The 23,215-nt window shown below is 73.6% G+C and carries 20 protein-coding genes; 14 read left to right on the forward strand and 6 right to left on the reverse strand.

Annotated features, from left to right (window positions below):
• Nucleotides 1–22: 22 nt before the first annotated feature.
• On the reverse strand, nt 23–1,090 hold the full coding sequence (locus HNR10_RS13390; protein ID WP_179823626.1) for an ArsO family NAD(P)H-dependent flavin-containing monooxygenase: 1,068 nt from the start codon (nt 1,088–1,090) through the stop codon (nt 23–25).
• Between the two features lie 80 nt (nt 1,091–1,170).
• On the opposite strand from HNR10_RS13390, the gene HNR10_RS13395 reads away from it, so the two are divergent.
• The 4 genes from HNR10_RS13395 (at nt 1,171) to HNR10_RS13410 (ending at nt 7,394) form a co-directional block, all read left to right on the forward strand.
• Nucleotides 1,171–2,436 (forward strand): NAD(P)H-binding protein, encoded by a 1,266-nt coding sequence (locus tag HNR10_RS13395; protein WP_179823628.1) that lies wholly within the window; start codon nt 1,171–1,173, stop codon nt 2,434–2,436.
• Nucleotides 2,437–2,837: 401 nt separating this feature from the next.
• Nucleotides 2,838–5,726 carry a helix-turn-helix transcriptional regulator gene (locus tag HNR10_RS13400; RefSeq protein ID WP_179823630.1) on the forward strand — a complete coding sequence of 963 codons (2,889 nt, stop codon included), beginning with the start codon at nt 2,838–2,840 and terminating at the stop codon, nt 5,724–5,726.
• Nucleotides 5,727–5,766: 40 nt separating this feature from the next.
• A complete protein-coding gene (locus HNR10_RS13405) occupies nt 5,767–6,393 on the forward strand; it encodes a DsbA family protein (RefSeq protein WP_179823632.1) in 627 nt (208 codons plus the stop codon).
• Nucleotides 6,394–6,419: 26 nt separating this feature from the next.
• The gene (locus tag HNR10_RS13410; protein ID WP_179823634.1) at nt 6,420–7,394 is read left to right on the forward strand and encodes a zinc-binding dehydrogenase; all 975 of its coding nucleotides are present in this window, start codon (nt 6,420–6,422) and stop codon (nt 7,392–7,394) included.
• Between the two features lie 134 nt (nt 7,395–7,528).
• On the opposite strand, the gene HNR10_RS13415 is transcribed toward HNR10_RS13410, so the two are convergent.
• From HNR10_RS13415 to HNR10_RS13425, 3 genes are all read right to left on the reverse strand, one after another.
• On the reverse strand, nt 7,529–9,859 hold the full coding sequence (locus HNR10_RS13415; protein WP_179823637.1) for a serine/threonine-protein kinase: 2,331 nt from the start codon (nt 9,857–9,859) through the stop codon (nt 7,529–7,531).
• A 224-nt stretch (nt 9,860–10,083) separates the two neighbouring features.
• Complete coding sequence (locus HNR10_RS13420; RefSeq protein WP_179823639.1) at nt 10,084–10,671, reverse strand: TetR/AcrR family transcriptional regulator; 588 nt, start codon at nt 10,669–10,671, stop codon at nt 10,084–10,086.
• A 64-nt stretch (nt 10,672–10,735) separates the two neighbouring features.
• Nucleotides 10,736–12,454, reverse strand: coding sequence for an MFS transporter (locus HNR10_RS13425; RefSeq protein ID WP_179823641.1), 1,719 nt, complete (start codon nt 12,452–12,454; stop codon nt 10,736–10,738).
• A 362-nt stretch (nt 12,455–12,816) separates the two neighbouring features.
• Here HNR10_RS13425 and HNR10_RS13430 point away from each other — a divergent pair, with 362 nt between their 5' ends.
• From HNR10_RS13430 to HNR10_RS13475, 10 genes are all read left to right on the forward strand, one after another.
• A complete protein-coding gene (locus tag HNR10_RS13430) occupies nt 12,817–13,149 on the forward strand; it encodes a hypothetical protein (RefSeq protein ID WP_312889244.1) in 333 nt (110 codons plus the stop codon).
• A 145-nt stretch (nt 13,150–13,294) separates the two neighbouring features.
• A complete protein-coding gene (locus HNR10_RS13435) occupies nt 13,295–13,831 on the forward strand; it encodes an NADPH-dependent FMN reductase (RefSeq protein WP_218897745.1) in 537 nt (178 codons plus the stop codon).
• 139 nt (nt 13,832–13,970) lie between these two features.
• Nucleotides 13,971–14,483, forward strand: coding sequence for a flavin reductase family protein (locus HNR10_RS13440; RefSeq protein WP_179823652.1), 513 nt, complete (start codon nt 13,971–13,973; stop codon nt 14,481–14,483).
• The gene (locus tag HNR10_RS13445) at nt 14,480–15,283 is read left to right on the forward strand and encodes an ABC transporter ATP-binding protein (protein ID WP_179823654.1); all 804 of its coding nucleotides are present in this window, start codon (nt 14,480–14,482) and stop codon (nt 15,281–15,283) included. The genes HNR10_RS13440 and HNR10_RS13445 overlap by 4 nt, the downstream gene beginning before the upstream one ends.
• Nucleotides 15,284–15,297: 14 nt before the next feature.
• Nucleotides 15,298–16,140, forward strand: coding sequence for an ABC transporter permease (locus tag HNR10_RS13450; RefSeq protein ID WP_179823655.1), 843 nt, complete (start codon nt 15,298–15,300; stop codon nt 16,138–16,140).
• Nucleotides 16,141–16,157: 17 nt separating this feature from the next.
• Nucleotides 16,158–17,267: an ABC transporter substrate-binding protein gene (locus tag HNR10_RS13455; protein WP_179823657.1), complete on the forward strand. Its 1,110-nt coding sequence runs from the start codon at nt 16,158–16,160 to the stop codon at nt 17,265–17,267.
• A gap of 93 nt (nt 17,268–17,360) precedes the next feature.
• On the forward strand, nt 17,361–18,518 hold the full coding sequence (locus HNR10_RS13460) for an LLM class flavin-dependent oxidoreductase (RefSeq protein WP_179823658.1): 1,158 nt from the start codon (nt 17,361–17,363) through the stop codon (nt 18,516–18,518).
• Nucleotides 18,515–19,285 carry a cysteine hydrolase family protein gene (locus tag HNR10_RS13465; RefSeq protein WP_218897746.1) on the forward strand — a complete coding sequence of 257 codons (771 nt, stop codon included), beginning with the start codon at nt 18,515–18,517 and terminating at the stop codon, nt 19,283–19,285. Before HNR10_RS13460 ends, HNR10_RS13465 begins: the two co-directional genes overlap by 4 nt.
• A gap of 5 nt (nt 19,286–19,290) precedes the next feature.
• Nucleotides 19,291–20,619 (forward strand): NtaA/DmoA family FMN-dependent monooxygenase, encoded by a 1,329-nt coding sequence (locus HNR10_RS13470; protein ID WP_246407168.1) that lies wholly within the window; start codon nt 19,291–19,293, stop codon nt 20,617–20,619.
• A gap of 134 nt (nt 20,620–20,753) precedes the next feature.
• The gene (locus tag HNR10_RS13475) at nt 20,754–21,008 is read left to right on the forward strand and encodes a DUF2795 domain-containing protein (RefSeq protein WP_179823660.1); all 255 of its coding nucleotides are present in this window, start codon (nt 20,754–20,756) and stop codon (nt 21,006–21,008) included.
• Nucleotide 21,009: 1 nt separating this feature from the next.
• Here HNR10_RS13475 and HNR10_RS30755 read toward each other — a convergent pair whose 3' ends face one another.
• On the reverse strand, nt 21,010–22,008 hold the full coding sequence (locus HNR10_RS30755; RefSeq protein WP_218897748.1) for a HEAT repeat domain-containing protein: 999 nt from the start codon (nt 22,006–22,008) through the stop codon (nt 21,010–21,012).
• A 95-nt stretch (nt 22,009–22,103) separates the two neighbouring features.
• Complete coding sequence (locus HNR10_RS13485) at nt 22,104–23,060, reverse strand: fatty acid desaturase family protein (RefSeq protein ID WP_179829714.1); 957 nt, start codon at nt 23,058–23,060, stop codon at nt 22,104–22,106.
• Nucleotides 23,061–23,215: the final 155 nt, after the last annotated feature.

Raw genomic sequence — 23,215 nt, forward strand, 5'->3', positions numbered from 1 at the left:
CGGTACCGGGTCGCGGGCGAGGTCAGCGCGGTCGGGACGCGCCCAGGTCCTCCGCGATGCGGGCGACGGCGGCCTTGGCGGTGCGGCCCGCCCCGATCAGCGTGGCGGAGGCGGCCCCCGTCCAGTCGCCGTAGCCCACCAGGTGCAGGCGCGGCTCACGACGGCACCGCGAACCGTCGAGCGGGATCCGCCCGTCGGCGTCGAACGGGTCCAGCGGCGCCAGATGGTCCAACGCGGCGCGGAACCCGGTGCACCACACGATCGCGTCCGCCTCCATCGTGCTCCCGTCGGCCCAGGCGACCCCCGTCGGGGTCAGCCGTTCGGCCATCGGCTGTGCCTTGAGCGCGCCCCGGTCACGGGCCTCGCGCACACTCGGCACCATCACGATGTCGCCGAGGTCGCCGACGCCCCCGTCCGTCCCGCCCAGCGTCCGCCTCGTGGCCACGTCGAACAGCACGCGGCCGTCGACGTCGTCGGGCATCAGGCGGGGCGGGCGGCGGGTGAGCCAGGTGGTGTGCGCGACCTCGGACAGCTCGGCCAGGATCTGCGCGGCGGAGTTGCCCCCGCCGACGACCACGACCCGCTGACCGGCGAACTCCCCGGGGCTCCGGTAGTCGACCGTGTGGAGCTGTCGGCCCTCGTACAGGTCGCGTCCGGGCACGTCGGGAACGAACGGGCGGCGCCAGGTCCCGGTCGCGCTGACCACGTGCCGCGCCCGCCACGTCCCGGCGGTCGTGGCCACCTCCAGGGCGTCGTCGGCGCGGCGGACCCCGGTCGCGGCGACCGGCCGGCGCACGGGCAGGTCGTACCGGCGCTCGTACTCGGCCAGGTAGTCGGTCACGTGGCGCGCCGAGGGGTACTCGTGCCCGGGCTCCTCCGGCATCCACCAGCCGGGCAGGGGGCTGTGCGCGGCCGGGGAGAACAGGCGCAGCGAGTCCCAGTAGTCGCCCCAGGCCCCGCCGGGTTCCGCGCGGTCGTCGAGGATGACGAACCGTGCCCTGGCGCGCCGCAGGAAGTATCCGGCCGCCAGTCCCGCCTGGCCGCCGCCGACCACCACGACGTCCGTCCCGGTGTCCGCGGATGCGCCCACGTGTCCTCCTCGCGGTGACGGTCGTCCGACAGTCACATGACCGATGCTGCGGCGACGGCCGCCTCCCTAGTGTCGGCGACATGGACGACCACGGCGAAAACCACGGAAAATACCTCGTCACCGGCGCCACCGGCAAGGTCGGCGGCAGCGCCGTCCGGCAACTGCTGGACGCCGGTCACACCAACGTCCGCGCCCTGGTGCGCGACCCCGGACGCGCCCGGCTCCCCGCCGGGGTCGAGGTGGTGCGCGGTGACCTCTCCGACCCCGCCTCCCTGGACGCCGCGCTCGACGGCGTCACCCGGGTCCTGCTGGTCTGGCCCACCCTCCAGGCCGACGACGCCGCCCCCGGGACCGTCGCCCGCATCACCCGCGACGCCCGGCGCGTGGTGTACCTGTCCACCATGGGGGCCGAGGCCCCGGCGGACACGAACCCCGTCGCGGCCTCCCACGCCGAACTCGAACGGCTCATCCGCGAGTCCGGCGCGGAGTGGACCTTCGTGCGCGGCGGCGGCTTCGCCGGCAACGACCTCGGCTGGGCCGAGGAGATCCGCACCACCGGCGTGGTCCGCGAGGCGTTCCCCGGGTGGAAGCGCTCGCCCGTCCACGAGGCCGACCTGGCCGCCGTGGCCCTGCGCGCCCTGACCACCGACGACCACGTCGGCGCCGCCTACGCGGTGACGGGGCCGGAGAACCTGGACCAGGCCGAGCGGGTGCGGATCATCGGGGAGGTCACGGGTCTGCCCGTGCGCTTCGAACCGCTGTCGCGGGACGAGGCCCTGGCGGGCTACCGGCAGTGGCTGCCGCCCGAGGCGGTCGAGGACACGCTCAGGCACATGGCCGAGGTGACGCGCCACCCCGAACCGGTCACCACTGCCGTCGAGGACGTGACCGGTCGGCCCGCCCTGACCTACCGACGGTGGGTGGCCGATCACGTGGCCGCCTTCCTCCCCGAGGACGCCCGCGAGGCCGGGTCGACCGCGCGGGTCGCCGCCGACTACGTCGACGCGGTCGCCCGGCACGACTTCGACCGCGTCATCGGGGACCTGCACGCGCCGGACTACGTGCGGGTCGGCTCCGCCGACATGACCGGACCGGCGACGGTCATGCGCGCCGACGAGATCGCGGCCCAGGTCGACAGGGTCGAGGACACCGAGGAGATCCACGGCGTGGAGATCGAACCGCCGCTGGTGCGGGGCGACCGGTTCGCGGTGCGCTTCACCTTCGACTCGACCGACACGTCCACGGGCAAGCGCGGCACGTACTCGAAGGTCTCCCTGTACACGGTGCGGGACGGGCGCATCGTGCGCGAGGAGGTGTTCTTCCACGAGCCCCCGCACGTACGCTGACGCCCCCGACCCCGCACGCCCGAACCGCATCAGTCCCGCACGCGGGGACCCCAGGGCTGACGGGGAGCCTGCGGGTCCAAAGTGAAGGGTTCCGCCCACCGAAACCACGGGGTTGACGGAGGCCCCGAGGGTTCAACGACAGCAGTCCCGCTCACCAGACCCACTGCGGGTCGGCCGTCAGTACTCCCGCCCACCGAAACCACAGGGGGGTTGATCGGGCCAAAGCGAGGAACGAGCGGCGGCCCAAAGAAAGCACAGGGGTGAGGGGCGCGCCGGTGCCTGCAGGAGGAGTCTCTGCCGCCAGCGAGCCTGCGAGCCAGGCAGTAGCGACGACGAAGGACCCGGCGTCAAGCGCCCCGAACCCACCCCGGCGTGAAAGCGCCCCGAGTACAGTGGGCGCCGTGCTGCGCGGACGTGACGAGGAGACGGCGAGGATCGACGCGGTCCTCGCCGCGGCCCGTTCCGGCCGTAGCGGGGCCCTGGTTCTGCGGGGCGAGGCCGGAATCGGCAAGTCGGCTCTGCTGGACCACGCCGAACGCGCGGCGGCCGACGCCGGGACGCGGGTGCTGCGCGGCGCGGGTGTGGAGTCCGAGAGCGATCTGCCGTACGCGGGCCTGCACCTGTTGCTGGGCCGCGCGATCGAGCACGTGGACGCGCTGCCCGCCCCGCAGGCCAGGGCACTGCGCGGCGCCCTGGGGCTGGCGGACTCCGCGTCGCCGAGCCGGTTCCTGGTCGGCCTCGCGGTCCTGACCCTCCTGGCCGAGCTGGCCGCTTCCGGGCCGGTGCTCTGCCTGGTCGACGACGCGCACTGGCTGGATCGGGAGTCGGCCGAGGCCCTGCTGTTCGCGACCCGTCGGTTGGAGGCCGAGGGGGTCGCGGTCCTTCTGGCGGTCCGCGAACCGCACGCCCCGCTGCTGTCCACGCCCCACATCGACGAACTGCGGCTCCGGCGGCTGCCCCGGGCCGACGCCGAGGCCCTGCTCCAGGAGCACGCCGCCGACCTGCCCCGCCAGGTACGCGGTCAGGTGCTGGCCGAGGCGGCGGGCAACCCGCTGGCCCTGCTCACGCTGACCGCCGTCCAGCGGGACGGGTACTCCAGCACCCGGTTGGGCGTCCCGGGACGGATCCAGGACACCTTCGCCGACCAGATCGCCGCCCTGCCGGAGGGGACTCGGGCCCTGCTGCTGGTCGCGGCGGCCGACGACTCCGCCGACGCCGCCACGGTGCTGCGCGCGGCCCGCGAGCTGGACGCCCGCCCGAACGATCTTGGTCCGGCCGAGCGCAGAGGGCTGCTGCGGGTGGCGGAGAACCGGGTGGAGTTCGCGCACCCGTTGATCCGTGCCGCCGCCTACGAGCACGCGTCGTCCGGGGACCGGGCGGCGGCCCACCGCGCTCTGGCCGGGGTGTACGCCGACCGTCCGGAGGCCGCCGACCGCCGGGCGTGGCACCTGGCCGCGGCGACGCCCACCACGGACGAGGAGGTCGCCGTCCTCCTGGAGTCGGCCGCCGAGCGTGCCCGGGCCCGCGGCGGCCTGTCCGCCATCGCCACCGCGTACGAGCGTGCCGCCGCGCTGTCCCCCGACCCGGCCGATCGGCGGCGCCGCACGATCGCCGCCGCAGAGGCCGCGGCCTACGCGGGCGACCCCGGACGCGCGGCGGACCTGCTGGGCGGGGTCACCGGGACCGACGACACCGGGCAGCGCGTCACCGTGGCCAGGCTGCACTCGATGCTCGCCGCCGCCGAGGGCCGCGCCGACACCTCCTACCGGGTCCTGTTCGCCGCCGCCGTGGAGACCGAAGCCGAGGAGGGTCCGCCGGTCACCCCCGGGACCGCCGGGGCAACCAAGCCGGACGGAACCCCTGGGACCCACAGGACCCCTGGGACCCGCGGGGCCACTGGGACCGCCAGGACCCCCGGGTCCCACGCCGGCGCTGTGGAGGGCTCCCTGGCCGCGGAGAGCGGGAAGCTTCTGCTGGAGGCCGTACGGGCCGCGTGGGTGGCCAACGACTTCGACTGCGTCGCGCGGATCGGCGACCACGCGGCCCGACACCCCGGCGGCGCGCCGGCGCACACGCTCGCCCGCGCCGCGCTCGCCACCAACCAGCTCGACCAGGGGCACACCGCCGAGGGCGTGGCCGCGCTGCGCGCCTCCCTCGACGGCCACGACGCCCTCGCGTCCCCGACCCTGAACGACCGCGTGCTCTACGCGCGGCTGCACCTGATCGCCGGTGACTTCGACGCCGCCCACCGGGCCGCCGTCGACCTGGAGGCCGAGTGCCGGGCCCAGGGCGCGCTCGCCGTGCTGCCGCAGGTCCAGGTGGTCCTCGCCCGCACCCAGTTCTTCCTCGGCCGCCACCGCGACGCGCGCGCCACGGTCGAGGACGGGCTGCGCACCGCGGCCGACAGCTGCCAGCCCACCTCCCGGGCGGAACTGGCCGCGCTCGGCGCCGAACTCGCCGCCGTCCGGGGCGACGCCGAGCGGTGCCGCACACTGGTGGCCGAGCCGCTCGAACTCGGTGTGGCGCCCGCGTCCGTCCACGCCGCCGTCGCCCTCAGCCTGCTCGACCTCGGGCAGGGCCGCCCCGAGGAGGCCCTGGTCCGCTTGGAGTCCGTCGTCGAGGGCACCCGCCCGATGGGGATCGTCGGCAACCTTCCCCTGCTGGTCGAGGCCGCGTTCCGGCTCGGCCGGACCGACCGCGCGGCCGACGCCGCCGACCGGTACACCGCCTGGGCCACCGCCGTCGACCGGCCGTGGGCCAGATCGCTCGCGCTGCGCTGCCGCGCGCTGCTCGACGGCTCCGAGGACGCCTACCGCGCCGCGCTCGCCCTGGACGCCTCCCCCTTCGACCAGGCACGGACCCGGTTGCTCTTCGGCGAATGGCTGCGCCGCGCCCGCCGGACCACCGAGGCCCGCGAGCAGCTCCACCTGGCCGCCGACGCCTTCCGCCGCTGGGGTGCCCGGCCCTGGGAGGACCGGGCCGGCGCCGAGCTGCGCGCCACCGGGGAGACCCGCGCGACGGACACCCTGGCGCGCGACCGCTCCGAGGACCCGCTGGACCGGCTCACCCCGCAGGAGCTCCAGGTGGTCCGGCTGGCCGCGACCGGGCTCACCAACCGCGACATCGGCGCCCAGCTGTTCCTGAGCCCCCGCACGGTCGGCCACCACCTCTACAAGGCCTATCCCAAGCTCGGGGTGGCCTCCCGCGCCGAGCTCGGCGCGCTCGGCCTGCACCGCGACCGGGAACGGCGACGGTCGGACGGGGAGACGGCCGAAGCGCCCGTCGGATGACTGATGCTGTCCCCGGGTGACCGTCCGTAGCGTCGTCCCCATGAAGACAGCACATGTGGAGATCACCTTCGACGTCGGATGCACCTGGTCCTACCTCGCCTACACCCGCTTCCAGCGGGCCGCCGCACGCTTCCGGGACGAGGGCGGCGTCCTCGACGTGGCGTTCCGCCCCTTCCAGCTCGATCCCGGCGCGTCGCCGCACGGCGAGCCCAAGCGGGAGGTGCACCGCCGGCACTTCGGCGCGGACTTCGACCACGAGGGCGCCATGGACGAGATGAGCGCCCTGGGCGCGGACCTCGGTCTGGTGTTCGGCCACGACGCGGTCTGGGCCGACAGCTTCGAGGCGCACCGGCTGGTCGCGGTGGCCTCCGCCCAGGGGCACGGCGAGGCGATGGTGGAGCGGCTGTTCCGCGCCCACCACAGCGAGGGCCTGAACATCGGCGACGAGGCGGTCCTGCGCCGTCTGGCCCAGGAGACCGGTGTCGCGTGGAGCGCCGCCGGAGCCGACGGGGTGCGGGCCGAGCTGGCGCGGGTCCGCGCCGACGGGATCCGCGGCGTTCCGGTGTTCGCGTTCTCCGGAACGCGCGTCCCGCTCGTCGGCGACCAGAGCGAGGCCGCGCTCGACGCGGCCCTGCGCTCCGCGGCCTCGGCCGACGCCTCCGCCTGACCCCCTTCGACACGAGGAGTACTGACATGAGGTTCATCGAGGTGGGCACGTTCGGCGCCCCGGAGGTCCTGGCCGTGCGGGAGGGCCCCGACCCGGTGCCAGGGGAGGGACAGGCCGCGGTGGAGGTGTCCGTGGCGGACGTCATCTTCCTGGAGACGGCGATTCGCCGGGGCGAGGCCGGTCAGTGGTTCGACGTCCGCCCGCCCTACGTCCCCGGCGGGGGCGTCGTCGGCACGGTGACGGCGGTCGGCGCGGGTGTGGACCCGTCGTGGATCGGCCGGCGTGTGGCGACCACGGCGGCGCGCGGATCCTATGCCGAGCGGACGTTGGTCCCGGCCGACCAGTTGGCGGCGGTCCCCGACGGGCTGGACCCGCGGACGGCCGCGTCTCTGGTCCACGACGGGGTCACCGCCCGGTCCATCGTGACGGCGATCGCTCCCGAACCGGGCCAGTGGGTGCTGGTCACGGCCGCGGCCGGGGCGATGGGCCTGCTGCTGGTGCAGATGGCGCGCGAGGCCGGGGCCCGTGTCGTCGGCGCGGCGCGCGGGGAGCGCAAGCTGGAGCTGCTGCGGGCCCGGGGCATCGAGGGCGTGGTCGACTACTCCGAGCCGGGGTGGGCCGAGCGCGTCCGGGAGGCCGCCGGCGGCCGGGACCCGGAGGTGGTCTACGACGGCGCGGGCGGGGCGATCGGCCGCGCGGCCTTCGCGATCACGGCGCGGGGCGGGCGGTTCTCCGCGCACGGGGCGCCGAGCGGCGGATTCGCCGAGATCGGGCAGGACGAGGCGGACGAGCGCGGGGTGACCCTGTACTCGCTCGCCGACCTGCACCAGGAGAAGGCGGCGGCGACGAAGAGCATCGAGGAGGTCCTGTCCGCGGCCGCGGAGGGACGGATCGTGCCCGTCATCGGCCGGACGTTCCCCCTGGAACGGGCCGCCGAGGCGCACGCGGCGCTGGAGGAGCGCACGATCGTCGGCAAGGCGCTCCTGGAGGTCGGGCACTGACGGAGCTGCGGTCGGCGGGGCCGTGCCGGTCCCCCAAGGTCGGTGCCGGTCCCCGGAGGGTCGGCGCCGGTTCCGGGAGGGGGCGGCCCCGGTTCCGGGAAGGGGCGGCGCCGGACCGGCCCGCCGACCACGCCTCAGCGGCGTTCCGGGCCGTCCGCACCGACACCGGACCGCCGCTCCCCGGCGTGCTCGCGGCCCCCGTCCGAGTACGACGGCTCCGCCAAGTCCGGACGCGGCACCTGTGCCCGGAGACGCTCCAGAGCGGCGAGCCTGCCGGTGACGTCCGCGATCGCCGCGTGGGCGCGCGCCACCTTCGCCCGGTGACCGGACACGGAGGGGAAGGGGTCCTCGGCGCCCACGGGGGCCTCGGCCACGGGGCCGATGATGATGTCACCGAGTGCCCGGTAGGCCACGAAGCCGAACGCGGCGACGATCATCCCGGCGAGGAGGCCCGTCTCCACCGAGGCGACCAGGCCCCCGAGGACCAACCCGCCCACCAGCACCAGGCCGCCCAGGGACAGCACGGCCCCGAGCCCCGCCCTGGCGCCCCGCCCGCGCGCTTTGCGATCCTGGGCCTCGCTGTGCTCGTGCACGTAGCCTTCCAGCCGGTCGACGCTCGACCCCAGCTGCGCGTACTGGGCGGAGAGTTCCCGGAGCAGGCGGCACAGCCGCCGGATCACCATGCCCCGGACCAGACGCTCACGCAGTGGGGCGCTCGGCGGTAGCAGCGGCGGCAGGCCGGACCACCACGACTCGTCCACGGAGGCGCGGTCCTCGGCGACACCCCGCTGCCACGCCTCGGGGGCCAGCGCCGCGAGGACGAACTCGGGATCCGCGACGCGCTCCGCGGGGCCGCTCGTCCGTCCGAGGCCGGCCGAGTTCTGCCAGCGGACGTAGGGGGCGATCGCGTCGGCGTAGGCGCTCCGCGCGAACCGGACGTCCTCGACGAGGCTCCGGTACTCGACGCAGCCGTCGCCCGGAGCGCACGAGTGGTCGGGATCCCGGCAGTCGTACTCGGCCATCACGTCGAGCACCTCGGGCACGAGCCCGACGGGGTCGGCCGCCCCCGCCCGCTCCCGGACCGCCCTCTCCCGCAGGGCGGACAGCCCCATGTCCCGTGTCCGATACCTCGGTGGCAGGTCCGGACGGACCTGCGCGACGAATCCGGCCACGGCGAGCGCGGGGTCCACCGGTCGGGTGCGGAACAGGCTCCGCTCGACCCGGGGGTCCTGCAGGTCCTCGATGACCCAGGCGGCGAGCAGCGACCTCCGGTCGGCGTCGCCGAAGACCCGCTCGGAGGCACTCCCGTGGGCGTGCATGGTCTCGGCGAGCTCTTCCAGGGTGCGGTGGAGCCGTCCGGCGAACCGGAAGGGCGGGCTCGCGGACGGCCCGGGCGACGGCTCCGGAACCGGGCTGGACCGAGGGGGCCGGTCGGGCTTCGCCGTCACCGCTCGCTCCGGCTCGACTCTCCGCGGCCCCACCGTCTCCGCCTCCTCCGGCCCCGCCGTCGCCGGATCCGCCCCCGCCGCACGCTCCGGTTCCGCCGTCTCCCGCCGTGTCTCCAGCAGTGTCCGCTCCGGGCCGACGCCCTCGGGGCCGACGATCCGGGTCACGGCGGTGCTGCCCCGCTCCATCGAGTCGTCGACGTCGGTTCCCGCCCCGCCCCCGCCCGCGCTCTGCCCCAGCAGCGCGTCGAGCACGCCGTGGGCGGTCGGGCGCCGCTCCGGATCCTTCTCCAGGCACCGGACCACGAGCCCGCGCAGCTCCCCGGGCACCGCCGAGCAGTCCGGTTCCTCCACCAGGATCCTCTTGATGACGGCGGTCTGGGTTCGGCCAGAGAACGCGTGCCGCCCGCTCGCCGCGTAGACCATGACCGCGCCCCAGGCGAACACGTCCACTGCGGTCGTCAGGTGGAGGGAGTCGTCCAGCCGTTCCGGCGCCATGTAGTGCAGCGTCCCGATCCGCGAGGTGGCGGTGAAGACCGCCGTCTCCTCGAAGGCGCGCGCGATCCCGAAGTCGATCACCCGCGGCCCGTCCGGCGCCATCATGATGTTCTCCGGTTTGAGGTCCCGGTGTGCGACCCCGGCCCGGTGGATCGCGGTCAGCGCGGTCGCGGTGGAGATGGCCAGGCGTTGCAGGTCGGCGCCGCGCCGCGGCCCCTCCGCCTCGATCTCCGCCATGAGCGTGCGGCCCTCGATGTACTCGCTGGCGATCCAGGGCCGGTCCGCGTGCGGGTCGGCGTCCAGGACCTGGGCCACGCAGAACGGGCTGATCCTCCGTGCCGCCTCCACCTCCCGTGCGAACATCTCGGCGAAGCGCGGGTCCACGCCCGGGCCGGTGTGCAGCAGTTTCACCGCCGCCCTGCTGCCGTCGGCGGCCTCGCCCAGGTGAACGGAACCGAACCCGCCCCGACCCAGCTCCCGGACCAGCCGGTATCCGCCGACCTCGTCGAACCCCGCGTCCATGCTTCCCCTTCCGGGCCCCTGGACAGCCACGCCACCGGCCCGCGATCAGGGGGGCGACCGCCAGAAAGTAAGAATTTCTAGAAAAAATATCTAGTTCTACTCTAGACTGACCAACGGGACGGCACCGCGGCGGCCTCGTGCCGCAGCGGTGGACGACACGGGCCGGGTCATGAGGGCCCGGCCCGTGTGCGTGCACGAGTACGCGAGGTGCGGAGTGCGGTGCGCTACTCCGGCAGCAGGGACCGCCAGATCCGGTCCGGCAGCGCACGCGCGGCCTGGGCGAGGTCGACGTTGTGGGGACTGGCCAGCCAGTGCCGCGCGATCGCGACCACCGGGCCCATGGCCAGCGCCTCGATGACCGGCCCGGGCAGGGGCGCAATCTCGCCGGCCTCGACGCGTCGGCCCACCCATGCCGAGATGCCTCCCAGCATGTCCGCCCGGATCTGGTCCGTGTGGGCCTCGATGAGGCCGGCCGAGACCGCCGAGTGCAGGAAGAGCGCCACGTCCGGGTTCTCCTCGATGAAGCGGAGATAGGCGACCACGAGCGCGCGGATGCCGCCGCGGGCCGTGCGGGTGGGGGTCACGGCCGCGCCCAGCGCGTCGAAGAGTTCTTCCGTGCACCTGAGGCACAGTGCGACGGTGAAGCCGTCGAAGCTGCCGAAGTGGTGGTAGAGGCTGCCGAGGCTGACGCCGCTCGCCGCGCTGACCGCGTTCACCGTGAAGCCCCGCTCGCCCTGGGAGGCGTAGACCTGGATGGCGGCGGTGAACAACCGCTCGACGGTGGCCTCGCCCCGCTTCTGTTTAGGAGGCATCGCGTGCGTTCGTCGGCGTCATACCGGCCAGGATAGGCGTTCGGACGCGCGTCTCCCGGCGGCGTCAGGTGCGGCTTCGCGCCTCGGCCGGCCCGGCCACCTCGCCTGCCTCACCCGGCGTGGCCAACTCACCCGGCCCGACGCCCTCACCCGGCTCCGCAACTTCGCCCGGCCCGGCCACCTCGCCTGCCTCACCCGGCGCGACCCGCTCGCCCGACTCGGGGGACTCGGTCCTCTGACCGGCGGTGTCCAGGCGGACCTTCCTCAGCAGCCACAGCACCCCCAGGCCCACCGGGAACATCAGCGCCGCCGCGAAGCCGTAGCCCGTCTGGACGGCCGTCGTGTACGCCGCGTTCGCCGCGTCCACCAGCGCGGCCCCCGCGGGTCCCGGCACGTCCCCGGCCGCGGCGGCGGCCCCGCCGATGCTCTCCCCCGCCGCCTCGCGCACGGCGCCCGGCACCTCCGGCGGCAGCTCCGCGCCGTCCAGTCCCCAGCGGTAGACGACCGCGGCCAGGCTGCCCAGGAACGCCAGGCTGAGCGCGTTGCCGAACCCGCCCGCCACGTCCCCCATCGCCGTGGCCGAACCCGTCCTGTGCAGCGGCGCCGAGACGACGATGAGGTTGTAGCCCAGGGTGAACAGCGGCCCGAGCGAGAACGCCAGCAGCATCGCGGCGAGGACGATCGCGACCGTCTCCCGCTGCCCCACCGCCCGCACCATGGCGGCCGCGGCCGCCGAGGCGGTGATCAGTCCGCCTCCCATGATGACCGACGGTCGCACCCAGCGGTCGAGCACGGGCGGCAGCATGCCCCCGACGATCGAGACCACGGCCGGAGCGACCAGCAGCAGGCCCGCGCGTCCCGGCGACAGCCCCAGGACCGACTGCAGGTACTGCGCGAGCAGCATGTCCACGCCGCCCACGGCCAACAGCATCAGCAGCATGGCGCCGAGGGCCACCGAGAACGCCGGCGCCGCGAACAGCCGGATGTCCAGCAGCGGGTCGGGCAGGCGCAGCTGGCGGCGCACGAACACCGTGCCGAGCACGAGGCCCGCCACCACTGCCGCCGCGTAGGGCCACAGCGGCCCGCCGGCCGCGGACGCCTGCCGGTCGGCGATCTCCTGCAGGCCGAAGATCACCGAGATGATCGCCGCCAGCGACAGCGCGACGCTCGCCAGGTCGATCCGTCCTTCCCCGCGCCTCCCCGGCATCCGGGGCAGCAGCGGCACGCCCAGCAGCAGCACGGCCGCCACGGGCACGTTCACCAGGAAGACCGAGCCCCACCAGAAGTACTCCAGGAGCACCCCGCCCAGCGGCGGCCCCACCGCCATCCCCGCGGAGAACGCGCTCATGACGACCGCGACGGCCACGGAGAACTGGCGGGAGTCGGTGAACATCACGCGCAGCAGCGAGGTGATGCTCGGCATGAGCGAGGCGGCCGCCACCCCCATCACCGCCCGCGTGGCGATCAGCACCGCCGGGTCGGGCGCGAACGCGGCCGCCAGCGAGGCCAGCCCGTACACCGACACCGCGATGACCAGCAGACGCCGGCGACCGATCCGCCCGCCGATCCAGCCCATGGTCAGGACCATGCCCACGGCGAGGAACTCGCCCAGGTGCAGGGTCCACAGCAGCTGGGTGCTGCTCGGGGCCAGATCGGCGGCGATGGAGGGCAGGGCGAGGAACAGCACGGTCATGTCGGTCGCGACCATGAGCAGGGGCAGGGTCAGCACGGCCAGCCCCGCCCATTCCCGCCACGTCGCGCGCCGGGGGGTGTCGGTGTCCACTCGCGTCTCCGCTTCCTCGCATCCGTCGACGCCCCCTCGGATCCCGGCCCGGGTGCCCGGTCGCCGGCCGGGGAAACGTCCCGTCGTCCCCCACGACGCTAGAACCTCAACCATTGTTGAAGTAAAGCGGGCGATCACGCGATGTGACTCATAACACACCTCGCGACCAAGGGTCCAGGTGAGGGACACACGGGGCCTCTGTTACTGGTGGTACAAGTGCACAATCCCGATGACGACTGAACTCCCGTGTACTAAGGTCTGCCTATATGGCGCGTTCAGTGGTCGGTCCCCCACCAGACACCCTCGCCCGGGACGACGACACGGAACTCTCCCGAGCGCTATCCGCGCTGCTGGGAACCCGTGTGGCACCCCGCGCGTTCACTCTCCCGGACGGAACCCGGGTCGGAGTCGACTTCGCGGACGAGGGCCACCCCACGGTCCTCGGCCAGTGCGCGCCTCTGCGGGGACCGGTGAAGTCGGTCCAGCGCAACAAGCTCATCGCCGACGCGTTCAAGCTCGTCTGGTTGCGCGACACCCACTTCCCCGATGCCCGCGTCGTCCTGGCCATGGGCGAACAGCTCTCCCGGCACCTGGCCCGCGGCTCCTGGCTGCGGTCGGCCTTCGCCACACACGGGATCGCCGTCGTCCTGGTCGACGACCGCACCACCGTCCGGTCACTCGACACCATCACGTGACCAGGACGTCATAGTCAGTTAAAACCGCGTCACTAGCTTTGACGCGTCAACGATCCCCGCGGGCCGTCGACTCACCTGCTTCCGCCCGCTCTCCACCGTTCTCCTCGGTGTTGCCAACCGAGGACAGATACCTGGAGGGTGTCCCGTGGGCTCTTCCCATGTGGCCGCACTTGTCGGCAATCCCCGCCCTGGCTCGCGCACGGCCCGCACGGCCGAGCACGTCGCCCGACTGCTCGCCTCCCTCACGGGAGACGACCACGTCACCACCATCGACCTGTCCGCCCACGGCCCCGCGGTCCTCGACCCCGGCGACGCCGCGGTGGACGAGGCGGTCGCGACCGCCCGCTCGGCCCGGCTCCTGGTCGTGGCCAGCCCCGTGTACAAGGGCACGTTCACCGGCCTGCTCAAGGCCTTCCTGGACCGGATGCCCCCCGAGGGACTGCGCGGCACGATCGCCGTCCCCCTCATGGTCGGCGCCTCGGACGGGCACGCCCACGCCGCCGAGTCGGCGCTGCGCCCCGTCCTCGTCGAACTCGCCGCGTCCTGCCCGGTCCCCGCCCTCTACCTGCGCGAACAGACCCTGGGCGAACTCGGTACCGACACCGATCCCGCCCTGGCCTGGTACGACCGCCACTCCGCCACCCTCTCCTCCGTCATGGGCACCGCCACCGCACCTCTGTGAGCCCGGCCGGCCCGGCCCGGGTACGAACCGTCCGGCGGACCCGGCCGGTCCGGCCCGCCACCCCGGCGCCCACGGACCCGTCGACCGCGCACTCCACCGGCGACGGAGCGCGATGGCCCACACACACCGAGGAGTAGGAATGACCACACCCGAGCCCGTCCCGGGCTCCACCGACATACGACACGAGCCCGCCGCCCTGCGCGACGGCCTGGCGCGCATGGCCACGTCGGTCAGCGTCGTCACCGCCGAGGTCGACGGCCGCCGCCACGGCTTCACCGCCAACAGCGTCGTCTCGGTCTCCGCCGACCCGCCGCTGGTCGCGATCTGCCTCGCCTCCACCGCCGAGTGCCACGAGGCCTTCACCCGCGCACGGACCGTCGCGGTCAACGTCCTGGCCGACGGCCAGGAACGGCTGTCCAGGGTGTTCGCCACCCGCGGCGCCGACAAGTTCGACGCGGCCCCCTTCACCACCGGCGACCTGGGCGCGCCCGTCCTGCCGGGATCCGCCGTCGCGCTGGAGGGCACCGTCCACTCACGGCACCGCGCCGGCGACCACACGATGATCCTGTTCGACGTGGCCTACGTGCGGATCGGGCAATCCGCGCCGCTGGTCTACCAGGAGCGCAGGTTCCACCGGCTGGACGCCGCATGAGCGACGACCGCATCGAGGTGCGCGGCCTCACCAAGACCTACGAGGGCGGCGACCCCGCCCGCCCCGCGCTCGACCGGGTCGACCTCGACGTCCCCCGGCGACACTTCGTCAGCCTCATCGGCCCCAGCGGCTGCGGCAAGTCCACGCTGCTCCGGGTGCTCGCGGGCCTGGAACGGCCCGACGCCGGGCGCGTCGCCGTCTTCGGGTCCACTCCCGAGCGGATGTGCGCCGCCAAGGCGGTGGGTCTGGTCCCCCAGACCCCCGCGCTGCTGCCGTGGCTGAACGTGCGCCGCAACGTGGCCCTGCCCTCCCGGGTCAACCGCCGCGCGGGCAACGCCGCCGGCGACCCCGACGAACTGCTGAGCATGGTGGGTCTGGAGGACGTCGCCCGCAAGTACCCGCACCAGCTCTCCGGGGGCATGCAGCAGCGCGTCGCGATCGCCCGCGCCTTCGGCATCCGCCCGGACGTCCTGCTGATGGACGAACCGTTCTCCGCCCTGGACGAGTTCACCCGCGAGGCGCTCCAGCTCCACCTGCTGCGCCTGTGGGAGCACATGTCCACGACGGTCGTGTTCGTCACCCACTCGGTGCGTGAGGCGGTCACCCTCTCCGACGAGATCGTGGTCATGTCCGCCCGCCCCGGCCGGGTGCACGAAGTCCTGCCCGTCGACCTCCCCCGTCCGCGCGGCTCCGGAGTCACGGCCGACCCCCGCCTTCACCGGGTGGAGGACCGTGTCCGCGCCTCACTGCAGGTCGCGTGGGAATCCGGCGCCGCCCCCGACGACCTCGTACCACTGTGAGAGGACTACCGGACATGGCCACGGGCACTTCCCCGGACGTCCGTCCCCGCCCCACCACCGCTCCCGCCGCGCCCCCGCGGCGCCGGCGGCGGTCGGTCCTGCACCCCGCCCTGTGGCTGCCCACGGTCGTGGCCGTGCTGCTGGTCGGCGCCGCCTGGACGGCGGTCGCCGCCGACCAGCCCTACATCCTGCCCACGCTCTCCGAGGTCGGCACCACCCTGCTCGACGATCCGGCGCTGTTCGTGCGGAACGCCGGGTCCACTCTCCAGATCGCTCTCATCGGGGTGGCCTGGGGTGCCGGACTGGCGTTCGTCCTGGCCCTGCTGATGTCGGAGATCCCGATTCTGCGCCGGGCGATCATGCCGCTGGCCGTGGTGCTGAACGTGACCCCGGTCATCGCCCTGGCGCCCGCCCTGGTCGTCGCGTTCGGCTTCGGCATGGCGCCCAAGGTCATCGTCACCGCGATCATCACGTTCTTCCCGGTGCTGATCAACGTCACGACCGGCCTGCGCTCCGTCCCGCCGCCGGTCCTGCACGTGTTCTCCACCCTGCACGCCTCACGCTTCGAGGTCCTGTTGCGCCTGCGCGTGCCGAGCAGCCTCCCCTACACCCTGGCCGCCCTGCGGGTCGTCCTCCCCCTGTCCATCGTGGGCGCGGTCGTCGCGGAGTTCGTCGCCGCCGGCTCCTCCAGCGGGCTGGGGACGATGATCCGCAACGCGGCCTCCAACGCCCAGCTGCCGCACGTCTACGCGGCCGTGGCCTGCCTGGCCGCGATGGGCGTCCTCATGCTCGCGTTCACGGCCACCGTGGAACGCAGGCTGCTGTTCTGGCACGAGTCGCAGCAGAGAACCCCCTGATGATCGGAGCAATACGCATGTCCACCCCCACCGCCAACCCCAGACGCCTCCTTCTGCGCTCCGCCGCGGCCGCGACGACGGCCTCCGCCGTTCTGCTGGTCTCGGCGTGCGGCAGCGGAGAGGCAGAGGACAGCGAGCCGGAGGTCGCCGCCGTGATCGATGAGGAGCGGTGCCAGACCAACCGGGATGCCGGAACGATCACGTACATCACCGGCTACCAGTACCAGGCCTCCGTCAGCATCCTGGAGGCCGTCGCGGCCGACGCCCTCGGCTACTTCGAGGCCGTGTGCCTCGACGTCGAGATCCAGCCCGGTACGGGCGACACCATCGGCAACGCCCAGACGGTCGCGGCGGGCACCGCCCAGCTGACCTCGATGGGCAGCGAGGCCGAGATCCTCATGGCCAACGACGCCGACATCGACGTCATCGGCGTCGCCACCTACGGCCACGTCCCGATCGCCACGCTGCTCACGGGCACGGACGTGGAGGAGCTCAGCGATCTGGAGGGCGCCACCCTGGGCCACAAGGGCAACATGCCCGCGCCGCTGGAGGCGATGCTCGTCTCCGACGGCGTCGACATGGACTCCATCGAGCAGGTGGAGGTCGGCTACGACCCGAGCGTCCTGCCGCGCGACCAGGTCCAGGCCCTCACCGGCTTCCGTTCCAACGAACCGTTCCTCCTCAGTGACATGGAGGAGGAGTACAACGAGTGGCTGCCCGAGGACTACGGGGTGGTCGGCTCGTTCGGCGTCATGGCCACCAACCGCGACTTCGCCGATGAGAACCCCACCGTGGTCGAGGACGTGCTGCGGGCGATGTCCCGTGCCTTCGACCACTGCGTGGACAACGGCGAGGAGTGCGTGGAGTTCGCGGCCGAGCTCTCCGAGTCCGGATACGACGTCGAGCACAACCTGCGGGTCTGGAACGCCGAGCACGAGCTGGTGACCGCCTCCACGCAGGAGTCCTCCCCGGCCGGGTACATCGACCTCACCCTGACCGAGGCCGAGGGCCAGACCCTCGTCGACAACGGCCAGCTCGACGAGATGCCGGACCTGGAGCCGCTGTTCGACCCCCGCTACCTGGAAGCGGTCCACGTCGCGGGCGACGTGGCCTGGCCCGCCGAGTAGCACCCCGGGTCCGGGCGGCCGGCCCGGTGATCGCGCCGGCCGCCCGGACCCGACCCTCCCCACACCGTGAACACGAAGAACGAGGAGCCACGCATGGCGGCACCGGCTGGGACGGCCGACACGGAGTACGGGATCTTCCTGCCCATCGGCAACGGTGGCTGGATCATCTCCGAGACGGCACCGCACCCCGAGGCGACCTACGACTACAACAAGAAGGCGGCGGTGCTGGCCGACGCCCACGGCTTCGACTTCATCATGTCCATGGGCAAGTGGCGCGGCTACGACGGGTCCACCGACCACTGGGGCCGCACCCTGGAGTCGATGACGATGATGTCGGGCCTGGCCGAGGCCACGGAGCGGGTGAAGGTGTGGGCCACCATCCACACCAACCTGTTCAACCCGGCCATCGCCGCCAAGATGTACACGACCCTGCAGGAGATCAGCGATGGCCGCGCCGGCATGAACATCGTCGTGGGCTCCTACGCCGACGAGTTCGGGCAGATGGGCCTGTGGAACGAGGACCTCGACCACGCCGCGCGCTACCGGTACACCGAGGAGTGGACCTCCCTCCTCGAACGCCTGTGGACGGAGGACTCCGTCACCCACCAGGGCGAGTTCTTCACCCTGGACGACTGCCGCTCGCGCCCGCACCCGAACCCGGCGCCCACGCTGATCAGCGCCGGACGCTCCGACACCGGCCTGGAGTTCCAGGCCAGGCACTGCGACGGCTCGTTCCTGACCGCGCAGGACCTGCCCGGTCTGCGGGAGGCCAGCCTCGACGTGAAGGCTCGCGCGCGCAAGCAGGGCCGGTCCATCCGGACGTACTCGATGCTCACGGTCATCATGGACGAGACCGACGCCGCCGCCGAGGAGCGGCGGCGCGAGTACGGGCGCGGCGCCGACGTGGACGCGATCGTCAACATGAAGCGCTCGTGGGGCCTGCCGCTGGACAAGGCGCTGTCCCTGACCGCGGAGAACCCCGAGGACGAGGCCTTCCAGACCACCTTCGTCACCGGGTCCCCCGACACCGTGACCAGGCGTATCCGCGAGATCGTCGAGTACGCGGAGCTGGACGGGCTGATGCTCATCTTCCCCGACTACCACGCGGACCTGGCCGAGTTCGGCGAGAAGGTCATGCCGCGGCTGCGGGACGCGGAGGCGGATGCGTCCGTGGCCGCGGGTGCGGACGCCGGCGCGGGCGTGGGCTCGGCTTCGGACACGGCACCGGCCGGCGGGGCGGGGGCGCGTTGAGCGAGGGGACCGGCCTCACCGACGTGTCCGGGCGCGTCTGGGCCCCGCCCGGCCCCGTCCGGGAGGGCGCGCTGCTGGTCGTCGACGTGCAGCGGGACTTCGCCGACCCGGCCGCGCTCACCTGGCTGGACGAGGCGGACCGGGACCGGGTCGCCGCCGCCGTGGACCGCGTGTCCGCCCTGGTCGCGGCCGCCCGAGCCGCCGGTGTACGTGTGGTGTGGGTGGGGCTCGGGCAGGACCCGGCGCGGCCCTGGGCCGCGTCGCGCTGGCTGCGCGGCCTGCCCGAGGACCCGTCCGGCGATCCTGACGAGGAGCCCTGCGTGGAGGGGTCGCCCGGCGCCGCGTGGTTCGGGGTCGCCCCCGAGCCCGGCGAGGAGGTCGTGGTGAAGCGGCGGTACTCGGGCTTCCACGGCACCGGTCTGGCGGACACGCTCCGGTCGGCGGGCACGACCTGGGTCGCCGCCGCCGGCCTGACGACCGAGTGCTGTGTGGACGCCACCGTGCGGGACGCCTTCCAGCTCGGGTTCCGGACCGTGGTGGCGGCCGACGCCACGGCGGCCTACCAGGAGGACGCCCACCGGCACGCGTTGGCGGCCCTGGGCCAGAACGCGGCCGTGGTCGCCACCGCCGATGCCCTGGCGTCGGCGTGGGGCACGGGAGCGGACGGCGCGGATGCGGGCCGCACGGAGTCGGACAGCGCGGAAGCGGAAGGCGCCGACGCCGGCGGCACGGGAGCGGCGGCGCACGAACGGAAGGTGGCCGGGTGAACCGGATGAAGTTGGCGTTCGACCTGTCCTTCACCCACACCGAGGGCGGCTGGTCGGCACCGGGGTCCTGGGTGGGCGCCGCCTACCCCGACGTGCGGATGTTCACGGAGTTGGCGATCGCGGCCGAGCGCGGCGGGATCGACATGCTGTTCTTCGGGGACGGCACGGGGATCCCGGACACGTGGGAGTCGTCGATGGACGCGGCGGTCCGGCACGGCGTGCAGTGGCCGCGCCAGGACATGAGCCCGTTCGTGGCGGCGATGGCGCAGGCCACGAGCCGGATCGGGTTCGGGCTGACCTACTCCTCCACCTACATGCACCCCTTCTACGTGGCGCGGCTGCTGAACTCGCTGGACCACGTGACGGCGGGCCGGATCGCGTTCAACGTGGTCGCGTCGGGCCGGCTGGCGGACGCCGCCAACTACGGCCACGACGGCCTCATGGACCACGACTCCCGCTACGAGCGCATGGAGGAGTTCGTCGAGGTCTGCCGTCGGCTGTGGGACTCGGTCGAGCCGGGGGCGATCGTCGCGGACCGGGAGACGGGCGTGTTCGCCGACCCGTCCAAGGTGCACCGCGTCGACCACGACGGCACGCACTTCCGGGTGGCCGGTCCGCTGCCGGCGGTCCCCAGCCCGCAGGGGCGGCCGGTGCTGGTGCAGGCGGGGGCCTCCCCCCGGGGCATCGCGGCGTCGGCGGCCTTCGCCGACGTGGTGTTCGGGCTGGGCGGGCACCTGCCCTCCCAGGTCTCGCACCGGGCCCGGCTGGACGAGGCACTGGTCGCGGCGGGCCGCGCGCCCGAGGACGTCGGCATCCTGTGGGCGATCCAGGTGGTGCTGGGCGAGACCGAGGCCGAGGCCCGGGCCAAGAAGGAGCGGATGACCGGGAGCCTGCCGCCGGAGGCCGTGGGCGCCTACCTGTCGTACAACCACGGGTTCGACTTCTCGACCCTGCCGGAGCGGTTCGCGCTGGCGGAGGTCGCGGAGGCGATCACGGAGGCGCAGGCGACGCAGGCGGGCTTCCTGCAACGGCTGATCGCCCAGCGGGGCGAGGACGCCGAGATGGAGCGGAGGGAGTTCTTCGAGGAGGGCTGGCGGTTCGCCACCGGCTACGACCAGACGATCGCCGGTACGCCCGCCACCGTCGCCGACGAGCTGGAGAAACAGTTCGCGGCGACCGGGTCCCGGGGCGGGTTCATGGTCTGCAACCCGATGTCGATGCCGTCGTCGCTGCTGGACGTGGTGCACCTGCTGGTGCCCGAGCTGCGCCGCCGCGGCGCCGTGGGCGACGGCTACGCGGGCACGACCCTGCGGGAGAACCTCCTGGGCGCCTGACCGCGCACTGACCGCCCTCCGACCGATCGTCGGGCCCGTCCGTCCGCCGGGCCCGGCGATTGAACCCTCCGCTATCGGGTAGTCACCCATCGTTGCCGACGCGGGTCCGACCGCGGTCGAACGAGAGGTGGAACATGGGCGTCAAGCGCGGTGTCGACGGTCTGCGGCAGATCCTGGACGCCATGGACTTCCCCGCCGACAAGGACGCCATCGTGGAACGCGCTCTGGCGGCGGACGGGGACGAGGAGCTGGTCAGCGCGCTGCGCGCGATGCCGCCCGCCGACTTCTACGAGCCGAACGAGGTCCTGCGGGCCGTCCCGCTGCCCGAGTCCGAGCCCGGATCGCACACCGAGTCCGCCCGCGCCAGGGAGCACGGCCAGGAGGGCTAGGTCAGACGGACGGGTCGGGAGCGACCACCGGACGCGCGTCAGGGCGCAACATCCGCGCCACGCAACGGGTCAGCCCGGCTCCGTGCTCGTCGACCGCCCGCATCCACGGCACGTCCGCCATGAGACGGACCGTGTCGTCCGTGACGACGTCGTCGAGGACGGCCCGCAGCTCCGCGGGAACCGGATCGTCCACCAGGCACCACCACGCCAGCGCGCCGCCCACTCTGACCTCGGCGGGCCGCGCCGGGTCCGACCACAGGCCACGGGTCCACGCGACCGCGTGCCCGTCGGCGCGCTCCCGGGCCAGTTGACCGATCGCCAGGACCAGGCTCGCCCGGACCGCCGGCTCCTCCTCGACACGGAACCGGTCGTGCAGTGCGGCCGAGATCCGGCCGACCGCACCGGAGGCGGTGGCCAGCGCGTAGCAGGCCGGACTCCTGATGTCGGGGACGGGATCGTCGAGGAGGGACAGGAGGATGTCGGCATCGGCGGCGACGGCGTCCCGTGCCGCCTCGACGGACCAGTGCACGAGGTAGCCGTTGTTGTCCCACAGCACCCGGTCCTCCGTACTGCGGAGGAGGCCCGCGCGGGTGCCGTCACCGAAGTGCTCGGGCCTCGCCAGTTCGGCGACCAGTTCCAGCGTGCCCGCTCGGCCGTGCGCCGAGGGATCGGCGGCGGCCCGGAGCAGGAAGGGAACCGCGAGGGCGCCGGACGGGGACGTCGCGCCCTGGTGGCAGACGGTGCTCCAGAGCGAGCCGAGCGCCCGCTCCACCTGTGCCGGATCGTCCGAGCGGAGCGCTGCGAGCCCGCGCGGCACGGAGTCGTCCGTCCCGTAGGCGTGGGGGAAGCGGTGCCAGGGCACGCGGTCGAGGAGGACGTGCTCCTTGACCTCGTGAGGCATCCGCGCCACCACCGCCCGCACGTCCAGATCGGTCCCGGCGTAGATCTCCGGGCCGTGCTCCATGACGCGCTCGACGCTGTAGACCTCTTCCGCCGCCACGGGCCCTCCTGGTTCGCCGACGATCACCGACCCCCATGGAAGCACCGATCCCGGCCGTTCGGGTACCGAAGCCGACCGGGACCGGAGCGTCCGGGCTAGGCGGCCTGGCGGTGGCGCTCACGCAGGGGCGCGCCCACCTTGTGCATGTGGGTGAGGGCCTCGACGTGCGAGCGCACGAAACCGGTCTCGTGGTAGGGCACACCGATCTCCGCGCAGTACTCGCGCACGATCACCTGGGCCCGACCCAGGTTCGGCGTGGGCATGTTCGGGAACAGGTGGTGCTCGATCTGGTAGTTGAGGCCGCCCAGCGCGATGTCGGTGAACCAGCCGCCGCGCACGTTGCGCGAGGTCAGCACCTGCTTGCGGAGGAAGTCGAGCTTCTCGCCCTTCTTCAGCGTGGGCATGCCCTTGTGGTTGGGGGCGAAGATGCAGCCCAGGTAGACGCCGAACAGTCCCTGCTGCACCGCGATGAACGCGACCGCCTGGAGCGGGTCCAGGACCGCGAACACCGCGCCGAGGTAGAGCACGAAGTGCGCGCCCAGGAGCACGCCCTCCAGGGCGCGCTGCTTGGTGCTGCGCCGGAAGAGCGCGCGCACGCTGCCCACGTGGAGGTTGATGCCCTCCAGCAGCAGGAGCGGGTAGAAGAGGAACGCCTGGTAGCGGCCGAGGAAGGCGGGCAGCCCGCGGGCCGCTTCGGCCTGGCCCTCGGACCACACGAGCAGTTCGGCGCCGACGTCGGGGTCGAGCTCCTCGTGGTTCGGGTTGGCGTGGTGCCGGGTGTGCTTGTCCTGCCACCACCCGTACCCCAGCCCGATGCCGAGGTTGCCGACGATCCGTCCCAGGGCCACGCTCGGGCCGCGCTTGGAGAGGATCTGCAGGTGGGCGAGCTCGTGGGACACCAGCCCCACCTGCCCGAACACCGCGGCCATCGCCACGGCCGTACCCAGCTGCCACCAGGAGTTCCCGAGGAGGAAGAACAGGGCCCACACGCCGACGAAGGAGAGGGCGATCAGCGACAGCCGAACCGCGAAGTACACGGGGGTGCGCTCCATCAGACCGGCCTTCTGGACCCGGCGCGACAGCTCGGAGAAGTCGCTCCCCCGCCGGGTTCCTAGGGTCGCCGTAGACGGCGCCGTGCTCGCGTTGGGCATCCATTCCCCCTGGTGACGTGGGCGGCGGGTATAGCAACCACGCTAGGCGCGGCGTG

This window comes from Nocardiopsis aegyptia, from assembly GCF_013410755.1.
Classification (GTDB): Bacteria; Actinomycetota; Actinomycetes; order Streptosporangiales; family Streptosporangiaceae; genus Nocardiopsis; species Nocardiopsis aegyptia.

Excerpts from the sequence above, each read along its gene's own strand:
- HNR10_RS13410 (WP_179823634.1), top strand. The coding sequence starts at position 6,420 with ATGAGGTTCATCGAGGTGGGCACGTTCGGCGCCCCGGAGGTCCTGGCC.
- HNR10_RS13470 (WP_246407168.1), top strand. The coding sequence starts at position 19,291 with ATGAAGTTGGCGTTCGACCTGTCCTTCACCCACACCGAGGGCGGCTGG.
- HNR10_RS13445 (WP_179823654.1), top strand. The coding sequence starts at position 14,480 with ATGAGCGACGACCGCATCGAGGTGCGCGGCCTCACCAAGACCTACGAG.
- HNR10_RS13415 (WP_179823637.1), bottom strand. The coding sequence starts at position 9,859 with ATGGACGCGGGGTTCGACGAGGTCGGCGGATACCGGCTGGTCCGGGAG.
- HNR10_RS13455 (WP_179823657.1), top strand. The coding sequence starts at position 16,158 with ATGTCCACCCCCACCGCCAACCCCAGACGCCTCCTTCTGCGCTCCGCC.
- HNR10_RS13420 (WP_179823639.1), bottom strand. The coding sequence starts at position 10,671 with ATGCCTCCTAAACAGAAGCGGGGCGAGGCCACCGTCGAGCGGTTGTTC.
- HNR10_RS13440 (WP_179823652.1), top strand. The coding sequence starts at position 13,971 with ATGACCACACCCGAGCCCGTCCCGGGCTCCACCGACATACGACACGAG.
- HNR10_RS13460 (WP_179823658.1), top strand. The coding sequence starts at position 17,361 with ATGGCGGCACCGGCTGGGACGGCCGACACGGAGTACGGGATCTTCCTG.
- HNR10_RS13485 (WP_179829714.1), bottom strand. The coding sequence starts at position 23,060 with ATGGAGCGCACCCCCGTGTACTTCGCGGTTCGGCTGTCGCTGATCGCC.
- HNR10_RS13405 (WP_179823632.1), top strand. The coding sequence starts at position 5,767 with ATGAAGACAGCACATGTGGAGATCACCTTCGACGTCGGATGCACCTGG.
- HNR10_RS13475 (WP_179823660.1), top strand. The coding sequence starts at position 20,754 with ATGGGCGTCAAGCGCGGTGTCGACGGTCTGCGGCAGATCCTGGACGCC.
- HNR10_RS13450 (WP_179823655.1), top strand. The coding sequence starts at position 15,298 with ATGGCCACGGGCACTTCCCCGGACGTCCGTCCCCGCCCCACCACCGCT.
- HNR10_RS13395 (WP_179823628.1), top strand. The coding sequence starts at position 1,171 with ATGGACGACCACGGCGAAAACCACGGAAAATACCTCGTCACCGGCGCC.